The organism is Veillonella sp. LMAG:90, from assembly GCF_008679445.1.
Taxonomy (GTDB): domain Bacteria; phylum Bacillota; class Negativicutes; order Veillonellales; family Veillonellaceae; genus Veillonella_A.
The window spans coordinates 1,557,832-1,574,042 of record NZ_NAND01000001.1; the positions used below are offsets into that span (position 1 = coordinate 1,557,832).

Sequence of the window (16,211 nt, forward strand, 5' to 3'; positions counted from 1 at the left end):
AGATTGAATAATAAATAGGAATGAAGAGTTATGTCATATATAAAATTATTACGGGAGCAAAATCCCCTCGTAATTTGTTTAACCAACGATGTGGTAAAAAACTTTACCGCCAACGGTTTGTTGGCGGTTGGTGCGTCACCGGCCATGAGTTCCTGCATCGAGGATTTGGAAGACTTATTGCCATACGCCAAGGCATTATTGGTAAATATTGGGACCGTAAATCCGGAGTTAGCGGCTTTTTACAAAAAAGCTGTAGCATTGGCCAATAAGCTAAATGTGCCGGTTGTGCTGGATCCGGTAGCCTGCAGCGCCGGTGCATTTCGGAAGCAGATTGCTATGGACTTATTGGAACAGCATACAATTATTTTATTGCGCGGTAATGCCGGTGAGATTGCCGCCTTGGTTAGTGAAAAGTTTAGTAAATTAAAAACTGATAATCCGGCAACGGGTGACGGTTTGGAAGCGCAAACGGTAGCAACTAAAGGCGTCGACAGTGAAGGCGTAGCTAATCCGGGTAAGTTAGCTGAACAATGCGCTAAGTTATTTGGCGTCACAAGCATTGCCACGGGGCCGGTTGACGGTATTTCGAACGGCAATAGGACGGTAGAATTTGAACACGGCTCATCCATGATGCCGCTCATTGTCGGCACAGGCTGCTTATTGGGCGGATTTTTAGGCGCCTTTATCGGTTCTACACAACTACAAGACGATGAAATCTTTAATTCTGCCTTATGGGGGCTCAAAGCCTATTCCATAGCCGGTGAAATGGCGGAGACAGAATGTCAACACCTATATAACAAGGTTGAACCAGGTAGTTTTCAAATTGAATTCTTGAATGCTTTATATCGGATTCAGGATTCGGACGTGGAGGCGTAAACTGATGAAAAATAGTTTTAAAGCCGAAGAGTTAAAGGTATACTTTATTTGCGGTACACAAGATTTTAAGTCCGCAAACAATCCGCTTACAGCTGCACTCACTTGTATTGAGACCGCTTTAAAGGCCGGCATTACTATGTTTCAATTCCGTGAAAAAGGTCATGGCTCTTTAACCGGTGAAGCTAAATTGGATTTTGCCAAACAGGCGCAAGCCTTATGCAAAGAATATAAGGTGCCATTTATCATGAATGACGATATGGACTTGGCAGAAGCATTAGACGTGGATGGCGTTCATATCGGTCAAGACGATGATCCGATTGAAGACGTGCGCCGTCGTTTTCCACATAAAATTATTGGTTTATCCATTCACTCACCGGAAGAATATGCGGCTTCCCGTGTTGATTTAGCTGATTATATCGGAATCGGACCTATTTACGGTACCCAATCAAAAGACGACGCAAAAGCGCCTATTGGCCTTGACGGTGTAGAAGAACTTCGCAAGGTGGCAGGAAGCTTGCCGATTGTTGCCATTGGCGGTATTACGGTCGATAACGCGGCGGATATTGTTAAAAGCGGCGCCGACGGAGTATCGGTTATATCGGCGATTACGCAAGCTGCGGATGTAACGGAAGCTGTGCGAAAATTAAAACTGTAGAATAAACATGAAAAAATTTCATTGTTTATTATATTTAAGAAATTCGATAAAAAAGGTATAATTGTCTTGTAAGGCAATTATACCTTTTTTACTTTGAAATACGTTATCTCTTGAAAGGAGATTAATTATGAAATGTAAACACGCTACTCGTGAAATTCCAACAGATCCACATGGTAAAGCTCGTTATGAACGTGCGATGCGTCACATGGAATTGGCAAAAGAACAGGGGATGTCCAGTGAAGAAATACATGCTTTATTTAAGCTCATCATGGATTTTGATCCTAAAAAAGATTTGGACAAAGTTCCTAATGATGATGCTCATAAAAAATTCCGTCAAGCCTTATCCCATGCTAACCGTGCCGTAGAAGAAGGTAAATCCGACGAAGAAGCCCATGAAATCTTCCGTCGCATTATGCATGGTGAAACAGCGGGTAAGTGCAAACATCGTAAGGAAGAGGCTTAATATATAGGCGTTTACCGGCGAAGGGAAGGCAATCAGGTTTATTTCTGTATAATTATAGAATTCGCTATGCGAGGTCTTTATAGGAGAGTGGCGATTGATGTCGCCACTTTTTTCGTTGTCAAAATACATTTTAATTTGATAAAAATAATCCTATTATTAACATGATTTTCATTAATTTTACACATTTTTTAATATGTAAAATTTGTTGATTATTAAGACGCTATGTGGCATATATCATATTAATAAGGGTTTTATTTATGTGCTACATGATGGGCTCATTTATGTCATACTGTGTAGTAAGATATGAATGAGGAGTTTGATAATATGGACGAACAAAAGAACAGTTTATTTAAGTGTATTGGCGCCAAAGTTACATATTACCGTACCCTGCGTGGCTTGACGCAACGCGAACTGGCCGAAAAAATAGGCATTAGTCCCAGCACTTTAAATAAAGTGGAACGCGGTGCCTATAATCAGAATGTATCGATTGCTATGTTACTGGACATTGCTGAAGGGCTGGACGTAGACGTAACATATTTTCTGACTATAACCGAAGCAGATAAAAAGGTATTGTTCTAACAGTACTATTTTGCGGTAACATATTGACTAAGCTAAGACCGTATTATTGCGAGTTTGCCTGTTATGGTTAAGTAATTTTGCACATTTTTGGCTTGAAATAGCTTGTAATAACTTGTTATTTCGCATAACCCGTTAACAACGTATGGAAAGTAGGTTACTTATGGCAGATGTTATTGATTTTGAAAAGGCTTCACAGCGTAAGAAGCAAAAGTTGATTACTAAGCTGGATGATATTTTAAAACATAAATAAGAAATTTTAGACAGGTCAACATTAGTGAAAGATTTGACCTGTTTTTTATTGGGCCACCCCTATGTCCGGGTACTATGTTATATTAACCATGTAACCGGATGTAGGGGTGATTTTATATGCTCAAAAGTAGCCCATGGCACTGCGACGTGAATCCTCAAAATCCGTAACAGTATTGATACACTAATTCTTTTGAGTAAGGTAACGTAGGGGGTAGAAAGTATGGAACGTATTAAGTATTTATTTTTCCTAAATGACAATAAGCCATTAAAAGAGCGGTTTATTGACCGGTCCGAGTCTAAAATATTTATGTTTCTGTCGTTTTTCTTTGTATTGTTGCTACCGATAGCTGCTATATTCCATAAAGTAGTTGGCGTAGGGATGCCCCTGTTTGACGCTTTTATTGTTGTCATCGGAGCGTGGGTTTTGAACACGGTTTGGATGCTGGTTAGTAATCGTGGGGAAACTCAAAAAGCTCGATTTTTCGTAAATATTTTATTTTGTTTGGGCAGTATACCGATTTTAGGTTCCTTTTTATATACGCCGCCTTACTATTCACTGCCGATCTTAATAGTTGCGCTCTTATGGCTTGGCATTTTAACAGTAATAAGAGACTCCATGCAGACATATTGGGATACACTTATCAAAATGCGTTGGTTCTTTTTAGGACTGATGATTTTATGCTATGGTACGGTAATTTATTATGAAACCGGTTACCGTGACTTGCCACCGACCATAGTTAAGCCGATTATTTATGCACTGGAGTTCTATGTTGTAAGTTGTTTTACAATGCTGCAATTAGTGTATCTGAAAAAGGACATTGCCGGTTTTTATGACGAAAAGAAGATTACGGAATGTTACAATTGCGGCAACGTATCCGATATCTGGGATCAACCGGGCGGTAAGTTCTATGTGTTAAAATCCGTTGTCGGTATTGTTATCAACTTTATGATGCTATTAATCGTTTGCATCAAGATTGGGCTCTATATATTGATACATTATATTTGGTAAATAATTTCTTAACACTAATGTTGAGATAGGGCAAGAAAGAGTAAGTTAATTCCCTTAGCTTAGTCAGTAGTTGCTTTACTTGACGCTTATATGTTAATGCGTTAAGATATATATAAGACGAGCCGTCATAGTGTGTAGCAACGCTAGGCTCATCTCCAGTAAAACTAGTAAAATGAGAAATGGCCTAGTCGTTACTTTTAGCGATTTAGGTCATTTTTCATTTAAGAATCAAGACCACTAGAGTAGCAAAAGCTATCATCAGGGATAACGCTTCGAATACACTCATGATCTCACCTCCTTAAAGGAGATGACCTAGTCACACTACAACGGCTCTTGATTATTAGTATACTCCTTTGTTGTTCATAATTAAAGATTATTTCGAAAATATGTTCTTGAGGAAAGTTGAAAGAATATGGAAAATAAAAACCGGCAATGTTCTTACACTGCCGGTTCTACTATAAAAGTATATTATTCTTTGAATAAGTCTTTATAACTTCAATAAAGTTACTTTACGACCAAAACACATCCCCGTCAAACATCTTTTCACCAATCCTCAGTGAATCGGTATATTGCCACATGTGAGCCGATGGTAGATCGCAGCTGCTATTATACTGGGCGCACCATTTAGGGCACATGAGCTGGGTACCGTCGATGTGATGGGTCCACCAATCAAAATTGGCGTACACCCCGGCATAGGCGTAGCCGGCTTGCCAGGCTGTATTGATGAAGGCACTGCAACGATTGGTGATTTGTTGTGTGTCCCAGTAGGGGGCTTCTTCCGCATCATACCAAAGGCCCATAGTCAGTCTTGCCGGGACGAGACCGCAGTCATTTAAGATATGGGTAGCAAAAGCAGCTTCTTCGATGGCATCATTGCAGTTTTGCGCATAGGAATAATAGTATACGCCAATGCTTATGCCCGCATTCAAGGCACCGTTTACATTGTGATAAAATTGACTATCCAAATGCCCGCGACCATAGCCAAGGCGTATGATGGCAAATTCGATGCCTGCATCACGTACCTCTTGCCAATTTACAATGCCATTATGTTCGCTTACATCAACTCCGTAGTGTTTATTTAACTGATTCATTTTCATAGTATCTTTTGCAACTCCTCACTGACGTACTTATAACTATTATTGTTATTTCTTGTTATTCATTGCTATTCATGGGTATTTATTGCTATTCATAGTTATTGATTCAGTTCATCGTTAAAAAATACGGTCAATGCAGCTAACGCTCGATGTTTATGTTGCTGCATGGCCTGGCGGCTGATGCCGTGTTGTTTGGCCAGTTGAGCCAGGGGAATGTTCTCAATATAATAAGCATAGAGTAGTTTTTGTTGCTGTGGCATGAGTCGCTTGAAGGCTCGTGCTACGGCTTTTTTATTTGCATTAGCTAAAGCCGTTGTTTCGGCACTGTCGGAAGGAGCTAAGATATCCTCAAACGTCATGGTTTTATTGTCACCGTCAGTAGCCTGATCCATAATAAATGTTTCCCGCTGCCATTGTTTTCTAAGTTTTCTAAACGCATTGTATTGACCGTATTTAATCCGACTTTTGACAAAACCGGAGAAGGGGACGTCGCCGTTAATGTCGTATTCTTTGACAGCCCTAATGAACACTTCCCACAGTAAGCTTTCTATATCATTGGCTTCGCATTGCACGGCGCTTACATGAGCGTACTTGTGAATAAGACCCTCGTATTTGTGACATAATGCTTTGAGAGCGGCCTCATTATTTTGCTGCGCTGCGTTAATAGTTGCCATTAATTGATTATCGCTCCATGCTACATTAGGAGTCATAGTAAAAACCTCTTTTCCTTATACGTTTAAATTAAAGAATTCCTCGAGGATGTTTCATTTTTAAGTTTTTCAGCCTGCTGTTACAAACTGATTTGTTATACTGTTACGAACTGATTTGTTTTACTGTTACGAACTGAGTTATTCGCCGGTAACAAACAGAGTCGTTCTGATATTACAGATTAATTTGTTGAAACGTGTATTGCAATCACTAGTCTTAGTATAGTAAAGCGGCGGTTTTCAGGCAAATCCGGAGAAAACTCGAAAAAGTTTACCACTTATGAATCTTGATTTATTGCGTGCCAAGGTATAGAGTAGAGCATGTCGGTAATATGTCTGATTTTTTCATGATTGCAGTTTCATAATGACTAATAAATGATGATATTAGTACGCTATTTTTTGGGAAATATATCGGATATGGAGAGCCGGTAGTTGGGGGTAAGCAAATCCATTGGAACAGCTTAGTAACGCATGTATTAAGTGTAGCGAATTTCAAATGGGTACGATGATTCGGAAGAAGGCGGCTAAGTATTTTAACAAAAACGAGGTCAGTTGACAGGTTCTAGTCTTGTTTATGACTAAGAGTATGCATTATTGCGTTGGTAAGAATCTTCTGAATTTAAATTAATTGACCGCGGGGATTTATCGTTATAGGGGAGTGTTGTATATATGGCGGAAAATGATACGTATACTTCGATTGAGCGAACGTATTGTATTGATGCCGGTAAAGATTTTATAATTCCACAGTATCTTAATTTCTTCCTGTGTATTTTGGAGGAGCGGCTGCAGGAGTCGTTGCTCGATACTGCGCCTATAGAGTCTGTAATGAAGCCTTTTAATGAAGGATACATGCTCTTAGTGGAGTATTTGAAATTAAATATTTTTTCCAGGCGGCATGCGGATAAAATCGTGGATATGTTCAACGATGGTTATATGAAAGCCATGGATCCTGAATTGCTTTGGGAGCGAGAAGAATACGCAGCTTATGTCGAGGATGCCCATATCATTATTTCTAAAATATGTCACTTAGTGCATTATGAGCAGCGTTATACCTGTCTTACTCATAATCGGTACTCCATGTTAGCCCCATTTTCACTGCATGATTTAATCGATGCTACCAGGCTAAGCAATAAAGAAATGACTTGTAAATCTAAAGAGAGACGGGAGTTTACGTATGGTCGCATTTATCTCAAGGGATGCCGGCGTATCATACGCGATATCAATGTAGCTTTAGTTAATTTTGGTTATAAAGAATTGCCCTCGCCGTTCCAAATTTTATTATGCCGAACTATGGATTTGTATGACATAGTAGAGCGTTTGAAGAACATGGTAAGCTACATTGAAGTTTCGAAAAAGATTCCACGGCCTTATATACGCCGTGAAATAGAATCGGTCCATCAGTCTTTTCATGCCTTTGAAGCCGCCTTTTTGAATGCGTTTTCACAACAAGCGACCAAGAACGATGTACCGGCGGGTACTAATAATCAGTCACATCAAGGCGGACCGAAGTTTCTTAATTCACAGCCTCATAAAGAAAAAGTGGCACGCGTTTTGAAAAGTTTAGCCGTCAATTTAGCTTCGCTCCGTTGGGGCCTATATTTTCTCACACTTAGTTACGGCAGCGGTTATATTAACCAATTTGGCGAACTGGCAATCAAAAAAGGAAATGTGAAAAATAGAGCCGCCGGTAGAAGACAAAAACGGATAGTGCAAACCTCTTGCACTATCAGCTAAATGATAGTATAATCAACTATAGAAAAGATGCTCGATTTGATACTAATTAGATTCGGAAGAGTCATCTTAAATAATTATATATAGATAGTCTTTGAGGCAAGGTGCGGAATGTAAGCATTCCAATTCCTGACCGGCGGTCATAGTCCGCAAACTCTGAAATGGGTTGACTCGGTGCGATTCCGAGACCGACAGTATAGTCTGGATGGGAAAAGACACGCTATACGTTTGCGTTTTAATTAAGCTGTTAGGATTCAAGGCGTTTGCCTTTTGATTTGCTGTGAATCAATTAGAGGTAATTGAAGGCTTTCAGCAATTGTAAACAATAAACGATATATAACGTAAATAACTCAGGGACTATAGATACTATAGTTCCTTTTTTGTTAGGAGTTGAGTTCATAATATGAGAGATGAACAATATACGGGGAAGCCGCAGACAGCTGAATATGAACAAGATAAGCAGTATATGTTGCGGGCATTAACGTTGGCCAAGCGGGCGACCGGATTTACCCATCCCAATCCAATGGTGGGTGCCGTTGTTGTGAAAAACGGTGAAATCATCGGCGAAGGGTATCATCAAAAAGCCGGCGAGGCTCATGCCGAGGTACATGCTCTAAAGGCAGCCGGTGAAAATGCCAAAGGGGCGACACTTTATGTAACGCTCGAACCTTGTGCGCATTACGGCAAAACACCGCCTTGTGCGAAACGAGTTATCGAAGCGGGCATTAAACGTGTTGTAGTTGGTTTAATCGATCCGAATCCGTTGGTTGCCGGTAAAGGTATTCAGATGATTCGCGAGGCGGGGATTGAAGTGACTACCGGCATTTTGGAAAAGGAATGTGCCAAACTGGTGGAAGGTTTTCTGACGTTTATAAAAACGGGCAAGCCCTTTGTTACCTTGAAGTCGGCTATGTCGCTGGACGGTAAGATTGCCACGCGGACCGGTCATTCGCAGTGGATTACGAATGAAACGGCACGCAGGGACGGGCATAAACTTCGAGCCCTTCATGATGCGATTTTAACCGGTATCGGCACGGTATTGAGCGATAATCCGAGTCTTAATTGCCGTTGGCAACCGGAGGATGTCAATGAGTATGCGGTGCATCAGCCGGACGTAATTGTTCTCGATAGTATGGGCCGTACACCAACGGATGCCAATATATTTAAGCAGGATCATCGCAAAGTATATATCTTTGTAAGTTCTGCGTGTGAAACTTCACGTATAAAAGTTCTTGAAGATGTGGGGGCGCAAGTGATTATCTTGGATGATAGGACTAATGTGACTAATACGACCGATACGACTAATACGACTAATACGACTAATACGACTGTCGCGACTGACACAGGCGATGCTACAGCGATAAAACAATCCGGAGCGACGAAAGGGCAACTGCCGATTGAACAGATTTTAACAAAAATGGCTGAACTTGGTTTTACTTCGGTCCTTGTAGAAGGGGGCAGTCAGGTTATTGCCTCATTTGTGGAAGCACGAGCTTTTGACAAAATCGTAACTTATATCGGTAACACCATAATCGGCGGTCAAGCCGCTTTAGGTGCCATCAGCGGTACCGGCATTGATCAGTTGGCCGACGGTGTTGATTTAGTCTTTGAATCGGTTGAAATTTTAGCTAATAATATACGAATAGAAACCTATTTAGCAGGAAGGAGCGGTGCCTATGTTCACGGGAATCATTGAAGAAGTGGGTCATGTGGTCAGCGCTCAACGGAATGCGCAGGCCATGCGGCTCACCATTGCGGGTGACGTGATTTTTTCAGATATGAAAATCGGGGATTCCATTGCGGTTAACGGTGTTTGCCTTACCGTAACATCTTTTGCGGGCAAACAGTTCGTGGCTGATGTCATGCCTGAATCGGTGAATATGACGACGTTTTCTAAATTTACATCCGGCCAGCCGGTTAATTTGGAACGAGCTATGGCGTCAAACGGGCGCTTCGGTGGTCATATGGTAGCCGGTCACGTAGACGGGCAAGGACGAATTCGTCAAATCCGCAAGTTGGATAATTCGGTAGTGTTCACCATTGAAACAACGCCGGATGTACTTGATTACATCATTTACAAAGGCTCTATCGCCGTTGACGGAGCGAGTCTTACTGTTTCTAAACGAGAGCGCACGTATTTTGAAATTTCTATCATTCCTCACACCATCGCCAATACTGTATTGGCTAATGCCAAGGTTGGTACGGTGGTGAATTTAGAAACCGATATAGCCGGTCGCTATATCCGTCATTTTATGACGCTCGACAAAGAACCTAGTTCGGGTTCCGAAGCAGGCAATGCTTCGAGGGCAACCGGTGAGGCCAAGCAGGAGTCAAAGAGTTTTTCAAAAGACTGGCTCATGAGCAAAGGTTTTATCTGATAAGTAGCAATACATAATTAACAAGCAATAACAAACTCATAACAGTTTATTTTTATAGATTTACAATTCATGTTTTAAGGAGATGCTAGTATGGCAAAAACATTGAACACCATTGAAGAAGTATTAGAAGATATTAAGGTTGGCAAACCGGTTATTATCGTGGATGACGAGAAGCGTGAAAACGAAGGCGATCTCATGGTTGCCGCTGAATTTGCCACTATGGAGAATATCAATTTCATGGTGAAAGAAGCGCGTGGTATCGTTTGTACGCCTATGAAAAAAGAGGATTTGGACGCCCTTCAAATCGGTCAAATGGTGACGAAAAATACAGATAATCACGAAACGGCTTTTACCGTAAGTGTTGACCATGTGGATACAACTACCGGTGTGTCGCCATACGAACGTGCGTTGACGATTCGTGCCTTGGTTGACGGCAAAGCTCGTCCGGAAGATTTCCGTCGCCCGGGCCATGTATTCCCATTGCAGTATAAAGAAGGGGGCGTGTTGGTTCGTCAGGGTCATACGGAAGCATCTATCGATTTATGCCGTTTGGCAGGCCTTAAGGAAGCATCCGTAATCTGCGAAATTACCAAAGATGACGGCAATATGGCTCGTCTCGATGATTTGTTGGCTTTTGCCGAAAAACATGATTTAAAAATTGCGTCCGTAGCCGAACTTATCGAATACCGTAAATTGCACGAACCAATCATTACCTTGGCAGCTGAATCTAATTTGCCGACTGAATTCGGCGATTTCAAGATTTTCGTTTTCAAAAACTACTTGGATCACAAAGAACATTTAGCTATCGTTAAAGGCGATGTGAAAGACCTTGAAAATGTACTCGTTCGTGTTCACTCCGAATGTCTCACCGGTGATGTGTTCGGCTCCAAACGTTGCGATTGCGGCGAACAGCTTCACAATGCCTTACGCACCATTGAAAAAGAAGGTAAGGGCGTTGTTGTGTACATGCGCCAGGAAGGTCGCGGTATCGGCTTAACCAATAAGATTAAAGCCTACGCCTTGCAGGAAAAAGGCCTCGATACGGTGGAAGCGAATGTGGAATTAGGTTTCCCGCCTGATATGCGTGAATACTCGTTGGCAGCGCAAATTATTCGTTTCTTGGGCATTAAGAGTGTAAATCTTATCACCAATAATCCAATTAAGAAAAACAGCTTGGAACACTGGGGTATCAAAGTAAATAAACGGGTTCCGGTGATTGTAAAAGCTAATAACATCAATGCCGGTTATTTACAGACAAAAAAAGAAAAAATGGGTCATTTACTATAATAAGATGAGCCAATTATTATATTTTAGAAGAAGTTGAAGCTTTAATTTTTAGAAAATCCCTTAGACTATTAGGAGGCTATTATGATGGTTACAGAAGGTAAATTATTAGGCACAGGTAAACGCTTTGCTATTATCGGTTCTCGTTTTAATGAATTCATTACATCTAAATTAATCGGCGGTGCTATGGATGCATTGTTACGTCATGATGTAGCGGAAGAAAATATTAACACAATTTGGGTACCGGGCGCGTTTGAAATTCCAATCGTTGCCAAAAAAGCAGCTCTCAGTGGCAAATACGATGCCATTATCTGTGTCGGTGCTGTAATTCGCGGATCCACGACTCATTATGATTATGTATGCAGCGAAGTGTCCAAAGGTATCGCTCATATCAGCCTTGAAACAGGCGTTCCTGTTATGTTCGGCGTTCTTACGACTGAAAATATCGAACAGGCTATTGAACGTGCAGGCACTAAAGCAGGCAACAAAGGTTTCGATTGTGCTATGGGCGCTATTGAAATGGTTAACTTGTTGGAACAAATCTAAGAGTTTTATAGTAAGTGAGTATCAGTGCCAATTATTGGAAGTATAATTGGCACTGTTTACTTATTGACGTTTAATATTTGAGTTTAATATTTGAGTTTAATATTCTAGTTTAGTTTTTAAATCGAATTTTAAAGTGAATGCTAGAATTAAATTTTATGTTGAATTTTATATTTAATTTTAAGTTGAATTTTTAAGTTATACGTATATTTTTAAGTTATACGTATCAGAAAGGAAAATAGATATGGATTTTATTCGTCGTTATACGACTAAAGAAGGTGTACGTATGGCCTTTGCCGTAACGACTGACACTGTAGAAGAAGCAAGAGTGCGTCACGATTTGAGCCCTGTAGCTACGGCGGCTCTCGGCCGTACCATGACAGGGGCCCTTTTAATGGCAGGGGATTTTAAAAACGAAGAAAATGTAAGCTTACGCTTGAACGGTAAAGGCCCGTTAGGCGTTGTTCATGTGGACGCTTTCAGCGACAACACAGTGCGCGGTTATGTGGATAACCCGCATGTGGAAGTGCCTTTAAAATATGCAGGCAAACTCGATGTAGGCGCTGCTGTCGGTCATGACGGTGAAGTACAGGTAACTCGTTTTACCAAACTTCGTCAAGATTACACGTCCCAAAGCCCTATGCAGACCGGTGAAGTGGCTGAAGATTTGGCCTATTATTTATATACATCGGAACAGATTCCGGCCACTATCAGCTTGGGGGTTCTGGTAAATACGGACAGAACGACTAAGGCTGCGGGCGGTTTTCTCGTACAGGCTTTGCCGGATGCAACTGATGAAGCATTGGCACAAGTAGAAGCTAATATTAATGAATTGGGACCAATTTCTCATTATTTAGAAGCCCATCCTAATGGCGAAGGGTTAGTGGAAAAAGTATTGGCCGGTTTGACGTGTGAACAGGTATATGAAGGAGATGTCGCCTTTAAATGTACTTGCAGCCGTGAACGGTTTGAACAAATTTTGGCTACCTTACAACCTGCCGACAAGGAAGAGCTTCTAGAAGATGAAACGACTGAGCTTGTTTGTCATTATTGCAATGAAAAATATCAGTTCAGCCGTGATGAATTGAAACAGATTTTTGCGGAAGCGTCCCGTAACGATGGGGCAGCTCATTAATCAGATTTTTTGATAAACATGTTTTGACCTTCAAAAACAAATGATTAACGCAATCAGTTAGATTGTGGTACAATAGAATAGACGAGCCTTAGGGCAGTAACTAAGGTATGGAATCTCCGGGGCTCAGGCTCCGGAGGTTTATTTTTTTAGTAAAAAGCTAATTGTAAAGAAAGATAAGACGAGGTGACTATAATGGGTGTAATCGCAGTTATTGGCGGTACCGGTGTGTACGATCCATCTATGTTTGAAAATATTGAAGAAAAGACTATGCAAACGCCATATGGTGAAATTGCTTATACCAGCGGCAGCTATAAGGGTAAACAGCTTATATTCCTGGCCCGTCACGGTAAAGGTCATTCCATTCCGCCTCATTTGATTAACTATCGCGCCAATATTTGGGGCCTCAAAAAATTGGGCGTAACCATGATTGTATCCACTACGGCGGTAGGTTCTTTAAATACGGATTTTGCTCCGGGCCATTTCGTTTTGGTTGATCAATTTCTTGATTTTACAAAATCTCGTGTATCTACTTTCTTTGACGGCAACGGTAAAAAAGTTGTTCATCTAGGCGTTGGTAATCCTTATTCACCGGCTCTTCGCAAGGTGATTATGGAAGCAGCGTCGGAACTCAATATCGACGCTCATAACGGTGGTACTTATGTATGCACGGAAGGTCCTCGTTTTGAAACGCCGGCTGAAATTAAGATGTTCAAAATGCTGGGCGCCGATACGGTGGGCATGACGAATGTTCCGGAAGTGGTATTAGCGGGCGAAGCGGAAATTGCTTATGCTACGATTTCTATGGTAACCAACTTTGCCGCCGGTATTTCGCCGACTGAACTAACGCATCAGGAAGTACTCGATATCATGGCGGAAATGTCCGATAAATTTAAAGCCTTGATTTTGCGCACGATTGAAAAACTTAATCCGGATCAGGATTTACCATGTCATCATCGTTTGGCCGAATACGGCGGTTTTAAAGCGGCCTTAGGTAAAGAGGGCGAATTACTATGAGTTTAGAAGAAGCAGTTCATACATTGGATACCTTAAAAAGTGAATCTATGAAGAGCATTACTTGGAATGGTAATTCTTTGATTTTATTAGACCAAACGAAATTACCGAACCGGGAAGAATATATCGATTGTACCGACTGGCGTCAGGTGGCAGAAGCCATTAAAAAATTACGTGTCCGCGGGGCACCGGCCATCGGGGTGGCCGCCGGTTACGGTCTTATTTTGGCTGCCCGTGAGGCCATTGAATCGGCACCTGATGAAGTAACGCAGCGAGCTAATTTCTTGACGTTTGCCAATACGTTAAAAGAGACACGCCCTACCGCCATTAATTTGGCTTGGGCCATTGACCGTATTGTAACAAATATCGTATTCCCTTGCGACACCATGATTAACGCGTTGCCGTTAATCGAAGCGGAAGCAAAAGCTATTGATTTGGAAGACCAAGGTTTAAACGCGGCTATGGCTAAAGCGGGGGCCACTCTTTTCGAAGGAAAAAAAGGCATACGCATTTTAACGCATTGTAATGCCGGTGCTTTGGCGACAGCCGGTTTGGGTACCGCTCTTGGCGTGGTTCGTGAACTTCATGCTAACGGTCAATTAGAACGGGTATACGCGGATGAAACGAGACCACTTTTGCAGGGCGCTCGCTTAACGGCTTTTGAGCTTCACCATGACGGTATTCCTGTTACTTTGTTAACCGATAACATGGCTGCTTATGCTATGCAACAGGGGCTTATTGATGCTGTTATCGTCGGTGCCGACCGCATCACTACGGAAGGGGATGTGGCCAATAAAATCGGTACTTACGGCGTAGCCTTGGCGGCGAAAGCCCATAATATTCCGTTTTATGTAGCCGCACCGTACAGCACTTTTGATTTTACCTTGGCTAAAGGCAGTGACATCCCAATCGAAATGCGCAGTGCTGATGAAGTTAAATGCTTTGCCGGTATCCCGACCGCACCGGACGGAATCGACGTTTTGAACCCTGCTTTTGACGTAACACCGCATGAACTTGTAAGTGCTATTATTACCGAAGAAGGCGTTTTAAAAGCACCTTACAATAAAGCGATTGAAGATTTACAAAAGAAGCTTGTACGCTAACGCGTTCTATATTAATCAATTGATGGATTTCAAATAATATAGTTGAGTCTAAAACAGGCCTACCTATGTTTACATACTCATTACTACAAAATCTACTTATATCGGTTTTACTATAGATGTTTTTCAAGAAAGAAGAGGTTATCATGGAATCATTAATCAGAGACATTAAATTGGCACCGGAAGGACGCAAGAAGATTGAATGGGTGTCCAATTTTATGCCTGCCCTTAACAGCTTGCGCGAAGAATTCAAAGCCAGTCATAAATTTGAAGGCAAAACCGTCGTAGTAAGCGTTCATTTGGAAGCTAAAACGGCGTACTTGTCTACTATTTTAAAAGAAGCGGGCGCTGATGTTATCGTAACCGGTTCCAATCCATTGTCCACTCAAGATGATGTAGCGGCAGCCCTCGTTGATATGGGTCTCACCGTATATGCTTGGCATGACTGCACCGAAGAAGAATACTTCATGTTCTTAAATAAAGCCTTGGACCATAAACCGCATATTATCATCGATGACGGTGGGGATTTGGTAAACTTGTTGCACACCACCCGTACGGACGCTAAAGAACGTCTAATCGGCGGTTCCGAAGAAACAACGACGGGCGTGCATCGTCTCCATGCGTTGGCTAACGAAAATAAATTGACTTTCCCAATGATTGCTGTTAACGATTCTTATTGTAAATACCTCTTCGACAATCGTTACGGCACGGGCCAATCCGTATGGGACGGCATCATGCGTACCACTAACTTGACCGTTACCGGTAAAAATGTAGTCGTAGCCGGCTATGGCTGGTGCGGTAAAGGCGTGGCTATGCGTGCTAAAGGACTTGGCGCTCATGTTATCGTTACCGAAGTGGATCCGATTAAAGCCATCGAAGCCGTATTTGACGGTTTTAAAGTAATGCCTATGATTGAAGCAGCCCCAATCGGCGATATTTTCATCACCGTAACCGGCTGTAAAGACGTAATCCGCAAACAACACTTTGAAGTGATGAAAGATAAAGCCATTATGTGTAATGCCGGTCATTTCGACTGCGAAGTAAACGGTGTGGAACTTGCCGAAGTGGCTGTGTCTCATAAAAATGTTCGTAAAAATATCGAAGGTTATAGCTTAGCTGATGGTCGTACGCTTTATTTATTAGCCGGTGGGCGTCTTGTTAACCTCGCCGCCGGAGATGGTCATCCTGCGGAAATCATGGACTTGTCCTTTGCTATGCAGGCATTGGCTGCGGAATACTTGCTTGACCATGGTAAAGATATGGAAGCAACGGTTCATATTTTGCCGCATGAACTGGATGTTCGTATTGCTAAAGTTAAATTGCAGAACATGGGCTACGATTTAGATGCCTTGACTCAAGAACAATACGATTATTTGCATAAAGTTCAATAAGAGACG

17 protein-coding genes and 1 riboswitch are annotated in these 16,211 nt (G+C 41.8%); of the genes, 14 read left to right on the forward strand and 3 right to left on the reverse strand.

The annotated features are described in order from the left end of the window. Positions 1-30 precede the first annotated feature (30 nt). From CCC71_RS06795 to CCC71_RS06815, 5 genes are all read left to right on the forward strand, one after another. Positions 31-876 carry a hydroxyethylthiazole kinase gene (locus CCC71_RS06795; RefSeq protein ID WP_021842087.1) on the forward strand — a complete coding sequence of 282 codons (846 nt, stop codon included), beginning with the start codon at positions 31-33 and terminating at the stop codon, positions 874-876. 4 nt (positions 877-880) lie between these two features. Continuing rightward, entirely contained in the window at positions 881-1,531 is a 651-nt protein-coding gene (thiE, locus tag CCC71_RS06800) for a thiamine phosphate synthase (protein WP_021842088.1), read from the forward strand. Positions 1,532-1,658: 127 nt separating this feature from the next. Then, positions 1,659-1,994 carry a hypothetical protein gene (locus tag CCC71_RS06805; protein WP_021842089.1) on the forward strand — a complete coding sequence of 112 codons (336 nt, stop codon included), beginning with the start codon at positions 1,659-1,661 and terminating at the stop codon, positions 1,992-1,994. Positions 1,995-2,318: 324 nt separating this feature from the next. Further along, the gene (locus CCC71_RS06810; RefSeq protein WP_021842090.1) at positions 2,319-2,573 is read left to right on the forward strand and encodes a helix-turn-helix domain-containing protein; all 255 of its coding nucleotides are present in this window, start codon (positions 2,319-2,321) and stop codon (positions 2,571-2,573) included. A 469-nt stretch (positions 2,574-3,042) separates the two neighbouring features. After that, positions 3,043-3,831: a hypothetical protein gene (locus tag CCC71_RS06815; protein WP_021842092.1), complete on the forward strand. Its 789-nt coding sequence runs from the start codon at positions 3,043-3,045 to the stop codon at positions 3,829-3,831. 217 nt (positions 3,832-4,048) lie between these two features. Here the strand turns inward: CCC71_RS06815 and CCC71_RS10880 are convergent, their stop codons facing one another. The 3 genes from CCC71_RS10880 to CCC71_RS06825 form a co-directional block, all read right to left on the reverse strand. Then, on the reverse strand, positions 4,049-4,117 hold the full coding sequence (locus tag CCC71_RS10880; protein ID WP_226974403.1) for a putative holin-like toxin: 69 nt from the start codon (positions 4,115-4,117) through the stop codon (positions 4,049-4,051). A 223-nt stretch (positions 4,118-4,340) separates the two neighbouring features. Then, a complete protein-coding gene (locus CCC71_RS06820) occupies positions 4,341-4,928 on the reverse strand; it encodes a GH25 family lysozyme (protein ID WP_021842093.1) in 588 nt (195 codons plus the stop codon). A gap of 95 nt (positions 4,929-5,023) precedes the next feature. Further along, entirely contained in the window at positions 5,024-5,635 is a 612-nt protein-coding gene (locus CCC71_RS06825; protein WP_021842094.1) for an RNA polymerase sigma factor, read from the reverse strand. Positions 5,636-6,301: 666 nt separating this feature from the next. Here CCC71_RS06825 and CCC71_RS06830 point away from each other — a divergent pair. The 9 genes from CCC71_RS06830 to CCC71_RS06870 all read left to right on the forward strand — a co-directional run bounded on the left by CCC71_RS06830 (position 6,302) and on the right by CCC71_RS06870 (position 16,205). Then, positions 6,302-7,366: a hypothetical protein gene (locus CCC71_RS06830; RefSeq protein WP_021842095.1), complete on the forward strand. Its 1,065-nt coding sequence runs from the start codon at positions 6,302-6,304 to the stop codon at positions 7,364-7,366. Between the two features lie 83 nt (positions 7,367-7,449). Further along, positions 7,450-7,584, forward strand: a riboswitch (FMN riboswitch). Between the two features lie 182 nt (positions 7,585-7,766). Further along, complete coding sequence (ribD, locus tag CCC71_RS06835) at positions 7,767-9,059, forward strand: bifunctional diaminohydroxyphosphoribosylaminopyrimidine deaminase/5-amino-6-(5-phosphoribosylamino)uracil reductase RibD (RefSeq protein ID WP_021842096.1); 1,293 nt, start codon at positions 7,767-7,769, stop codon at positions 9,057-9,059. Then, positions 9,040-9,741: a riboflavin synthase gene (locus CCC71_RS06840; protein WP_156705632.1), complete on the forward strand. Its 702-nt coding sequence runs from the start codon at positions 9,040-9,042 to the stop codon at positions 9,739-9,741. The genes ribD and CCC71_RS06840 overlap by 20 nt, the downstream gene beginning before the upstream one ends. Positions 9,742-9,831: 90 nt before the next feature. Next, positions 9,832-11,028 (forward strand): bifunctional 3,4-dihydroxy-2-butanone-4-phosphate synthase/GTP cyclohydrolase II, encoded by a 1,197-nt coding sequence (locus CCC71_RS06845; RefSeq protein WP_021842098.1) that lies wholly within the window; start codon positions 9,832-9,834, stop codon positions 11,026-11,028. Positions 11,029-11,109: 81 nt separating this feature from the next. Further along, positions 11,110-11,571: a 6,7-dimethyl-8-ribityllumazine synthase gene (ribH, locus tag CCC71_RS06850; protein WP_021842099.1), complete on the forward strand. Its 462-nt coding sequence runs from the start codon at positions 11,110-11,112 to the stop codon at positions 11,569-11,571. Positions 11,572-11,812: 241 nt separating this feature from the next. Continuing rightward, positions 11,813-12,703 carry an Hsp33 family molecular chaperone HslO gene (hslO, locus tag CCC71_RS06855; protein WP_021842100.1) on the forward strand — a complete coding sequence of 297 codons (891 nt, stop codon included), beginning with the start codon at positions 11,813-11,815 and terminating at the stop codon, positions 12,701-12,703. 192 nt (positions 12,704-12,895) lie between these two features. Beyond that, positions 12,896-13,717, forward strand: coding sequence for an S-methyl-5'-thioadenosine phosphorylase (mtnP, locus tag CCC71_RS06860; RefSeq protein ID WP_021842101.1), 822 nt, complete (start codon positions 12,896-12,898; stop codon positions 13,715-13,717). A gap of 47 nt (positions 13,718-13,764) precedes the next feature. Beyond that, positions 13,765-14,817 carry an S-methyl-5-thioribose-1-phosphate isomerase gene (mtnA, locus tag CCC71_RS06865; protein ID WP_156703946.1) on the forward strand — a complete coding sequence of 351 codons (1,053 nt, stop codon included), beginning with the start codon at positions 13,765-13,767 and terminating at the stop codon, positions 14,815-14,817. Between the two features lie 143 nt (positions 14,818-14,960). Continuing rightward, a complete protein-coding gene (locus tag CCC71_RS06870; protein ID WP_226974399.1) occupies positions 14,961-16,205 on the forward strand; it encodes an adenosylhomocysteinase in 1,245 nt (414 codons plus the stop codon). Positions 16,206-16,211 lie beyond the last annotated feature (6 nt).

Excerpts from the sequence above, each read along its gene's own strand:
- ribH (WP_021842099.1), top strand. The coding sequence starts at position 11,110 with ATGATGGTTACAGAAGGTAAATTATTAGGCACAGGTAAACGCTTTGCT.
- CCC71_RS06825 (WP_021842094.1), bottom strand. The coding sequence starts at position 5,635 with ATGACTCCTAATGTAGCATGGAGCGATAATCAATTAATGGCAACTATT.
- CCC71_RS06870 (WP_226974399.1), top strand. The coding sequence starts at position 14,961 with ATGGAATCATTAATCAGAGACATTAAATTGGCACCGGAAGGACGCAAG.
- CCC71_RS06840 (WP_156705632.1), top strand. The coding sequence starts at position 9,040 with ATGTTCACGGGAATCATTGAAGAAGTGGGTCATGTGGTCAGCGCTCAA.
- mtnA (WP_156703946.1), top strand. The coding sequence starts at position 13,765 with ATGAAGAGCATTACTTGGAATGGTAATTCTTTGATTTTATTAGACCAA.
- hslO (WP_021842100.1), top strand. The coding sequence starts at position 11,813 with ATGGATTTTATTCGTCGTTATACGACTAAAGAAGGTGTACGTATGGCC.
- CCC71_RS06820 (WP_021842093.1), bottom strand. The coding sequence starts at position 4,928 with ATGAAAATGAATCAGTTAAATAAACACTACGGAGTTGATGTAAGCGAA.
- CCC71_RS06830 (WP_021842095.1), top strand. The coding sequence starts at position 6,302 with ATGGCGGAAAATGATACGTATACTTCGATTGAGCGAACGTATTGTATT.
- thiE (WP_021842088.1), top strand. The coding sequence starts at position 881 with ATGAAAAATAGTTTTAAAGCCGAAGAGTTAAAGGTATACTTTATTTGC.
- CCC71_RS06815 (WP_021842092.1), top strand. The coding sequence starts at position 3,043 with ATGGAACGTATTAAGTATTTATTTTTCCTAAATGACAATAAGCCATTA.
- CCC71_RS06795 (WP_021842087.1), top strand. The coding sequence starts at position 31 with ATGTCATATATAAAATTATTACGGGAGCAAAATCCCCTCGTAATTTGT.
- mtnP (WP_021842101.1), top strand. The coding sequence starts at position 12,896 with ATGGGTGTAATCGCAGTTATTGGCGGTACCGGTGTGTACGATCCATCT.
- ribD (WP_021842096.1), top strand. The coding sequence starts at position 7,767 with ATGAGAGATGAACAATATACGGGGAAGCCGCAGACAGCTGAATATGAA.
- CCC71_RS06805 (WP_021842089.1), top strand. The coding sequence starts at position 1,659 with ATGAAATGTAAACACGCTACTCGTGAAATTCCAACAGATCCACATGGT.
- CCC71_RS06810 (WP_021842090.1), top strand. The coding sequence starts at position 2,319 with ATGGACGAACAAAAGAACAGTTTATTTAAGTGTATTGGCGCCAAAGTT.
- CCC71_RS06845 (WP_021842098.1), top strand. The coding sequence starts at position 9,832 with ATGGCAAAAACATTGAACACCATTGAAGAAGTATTAGAAGATATTAAG.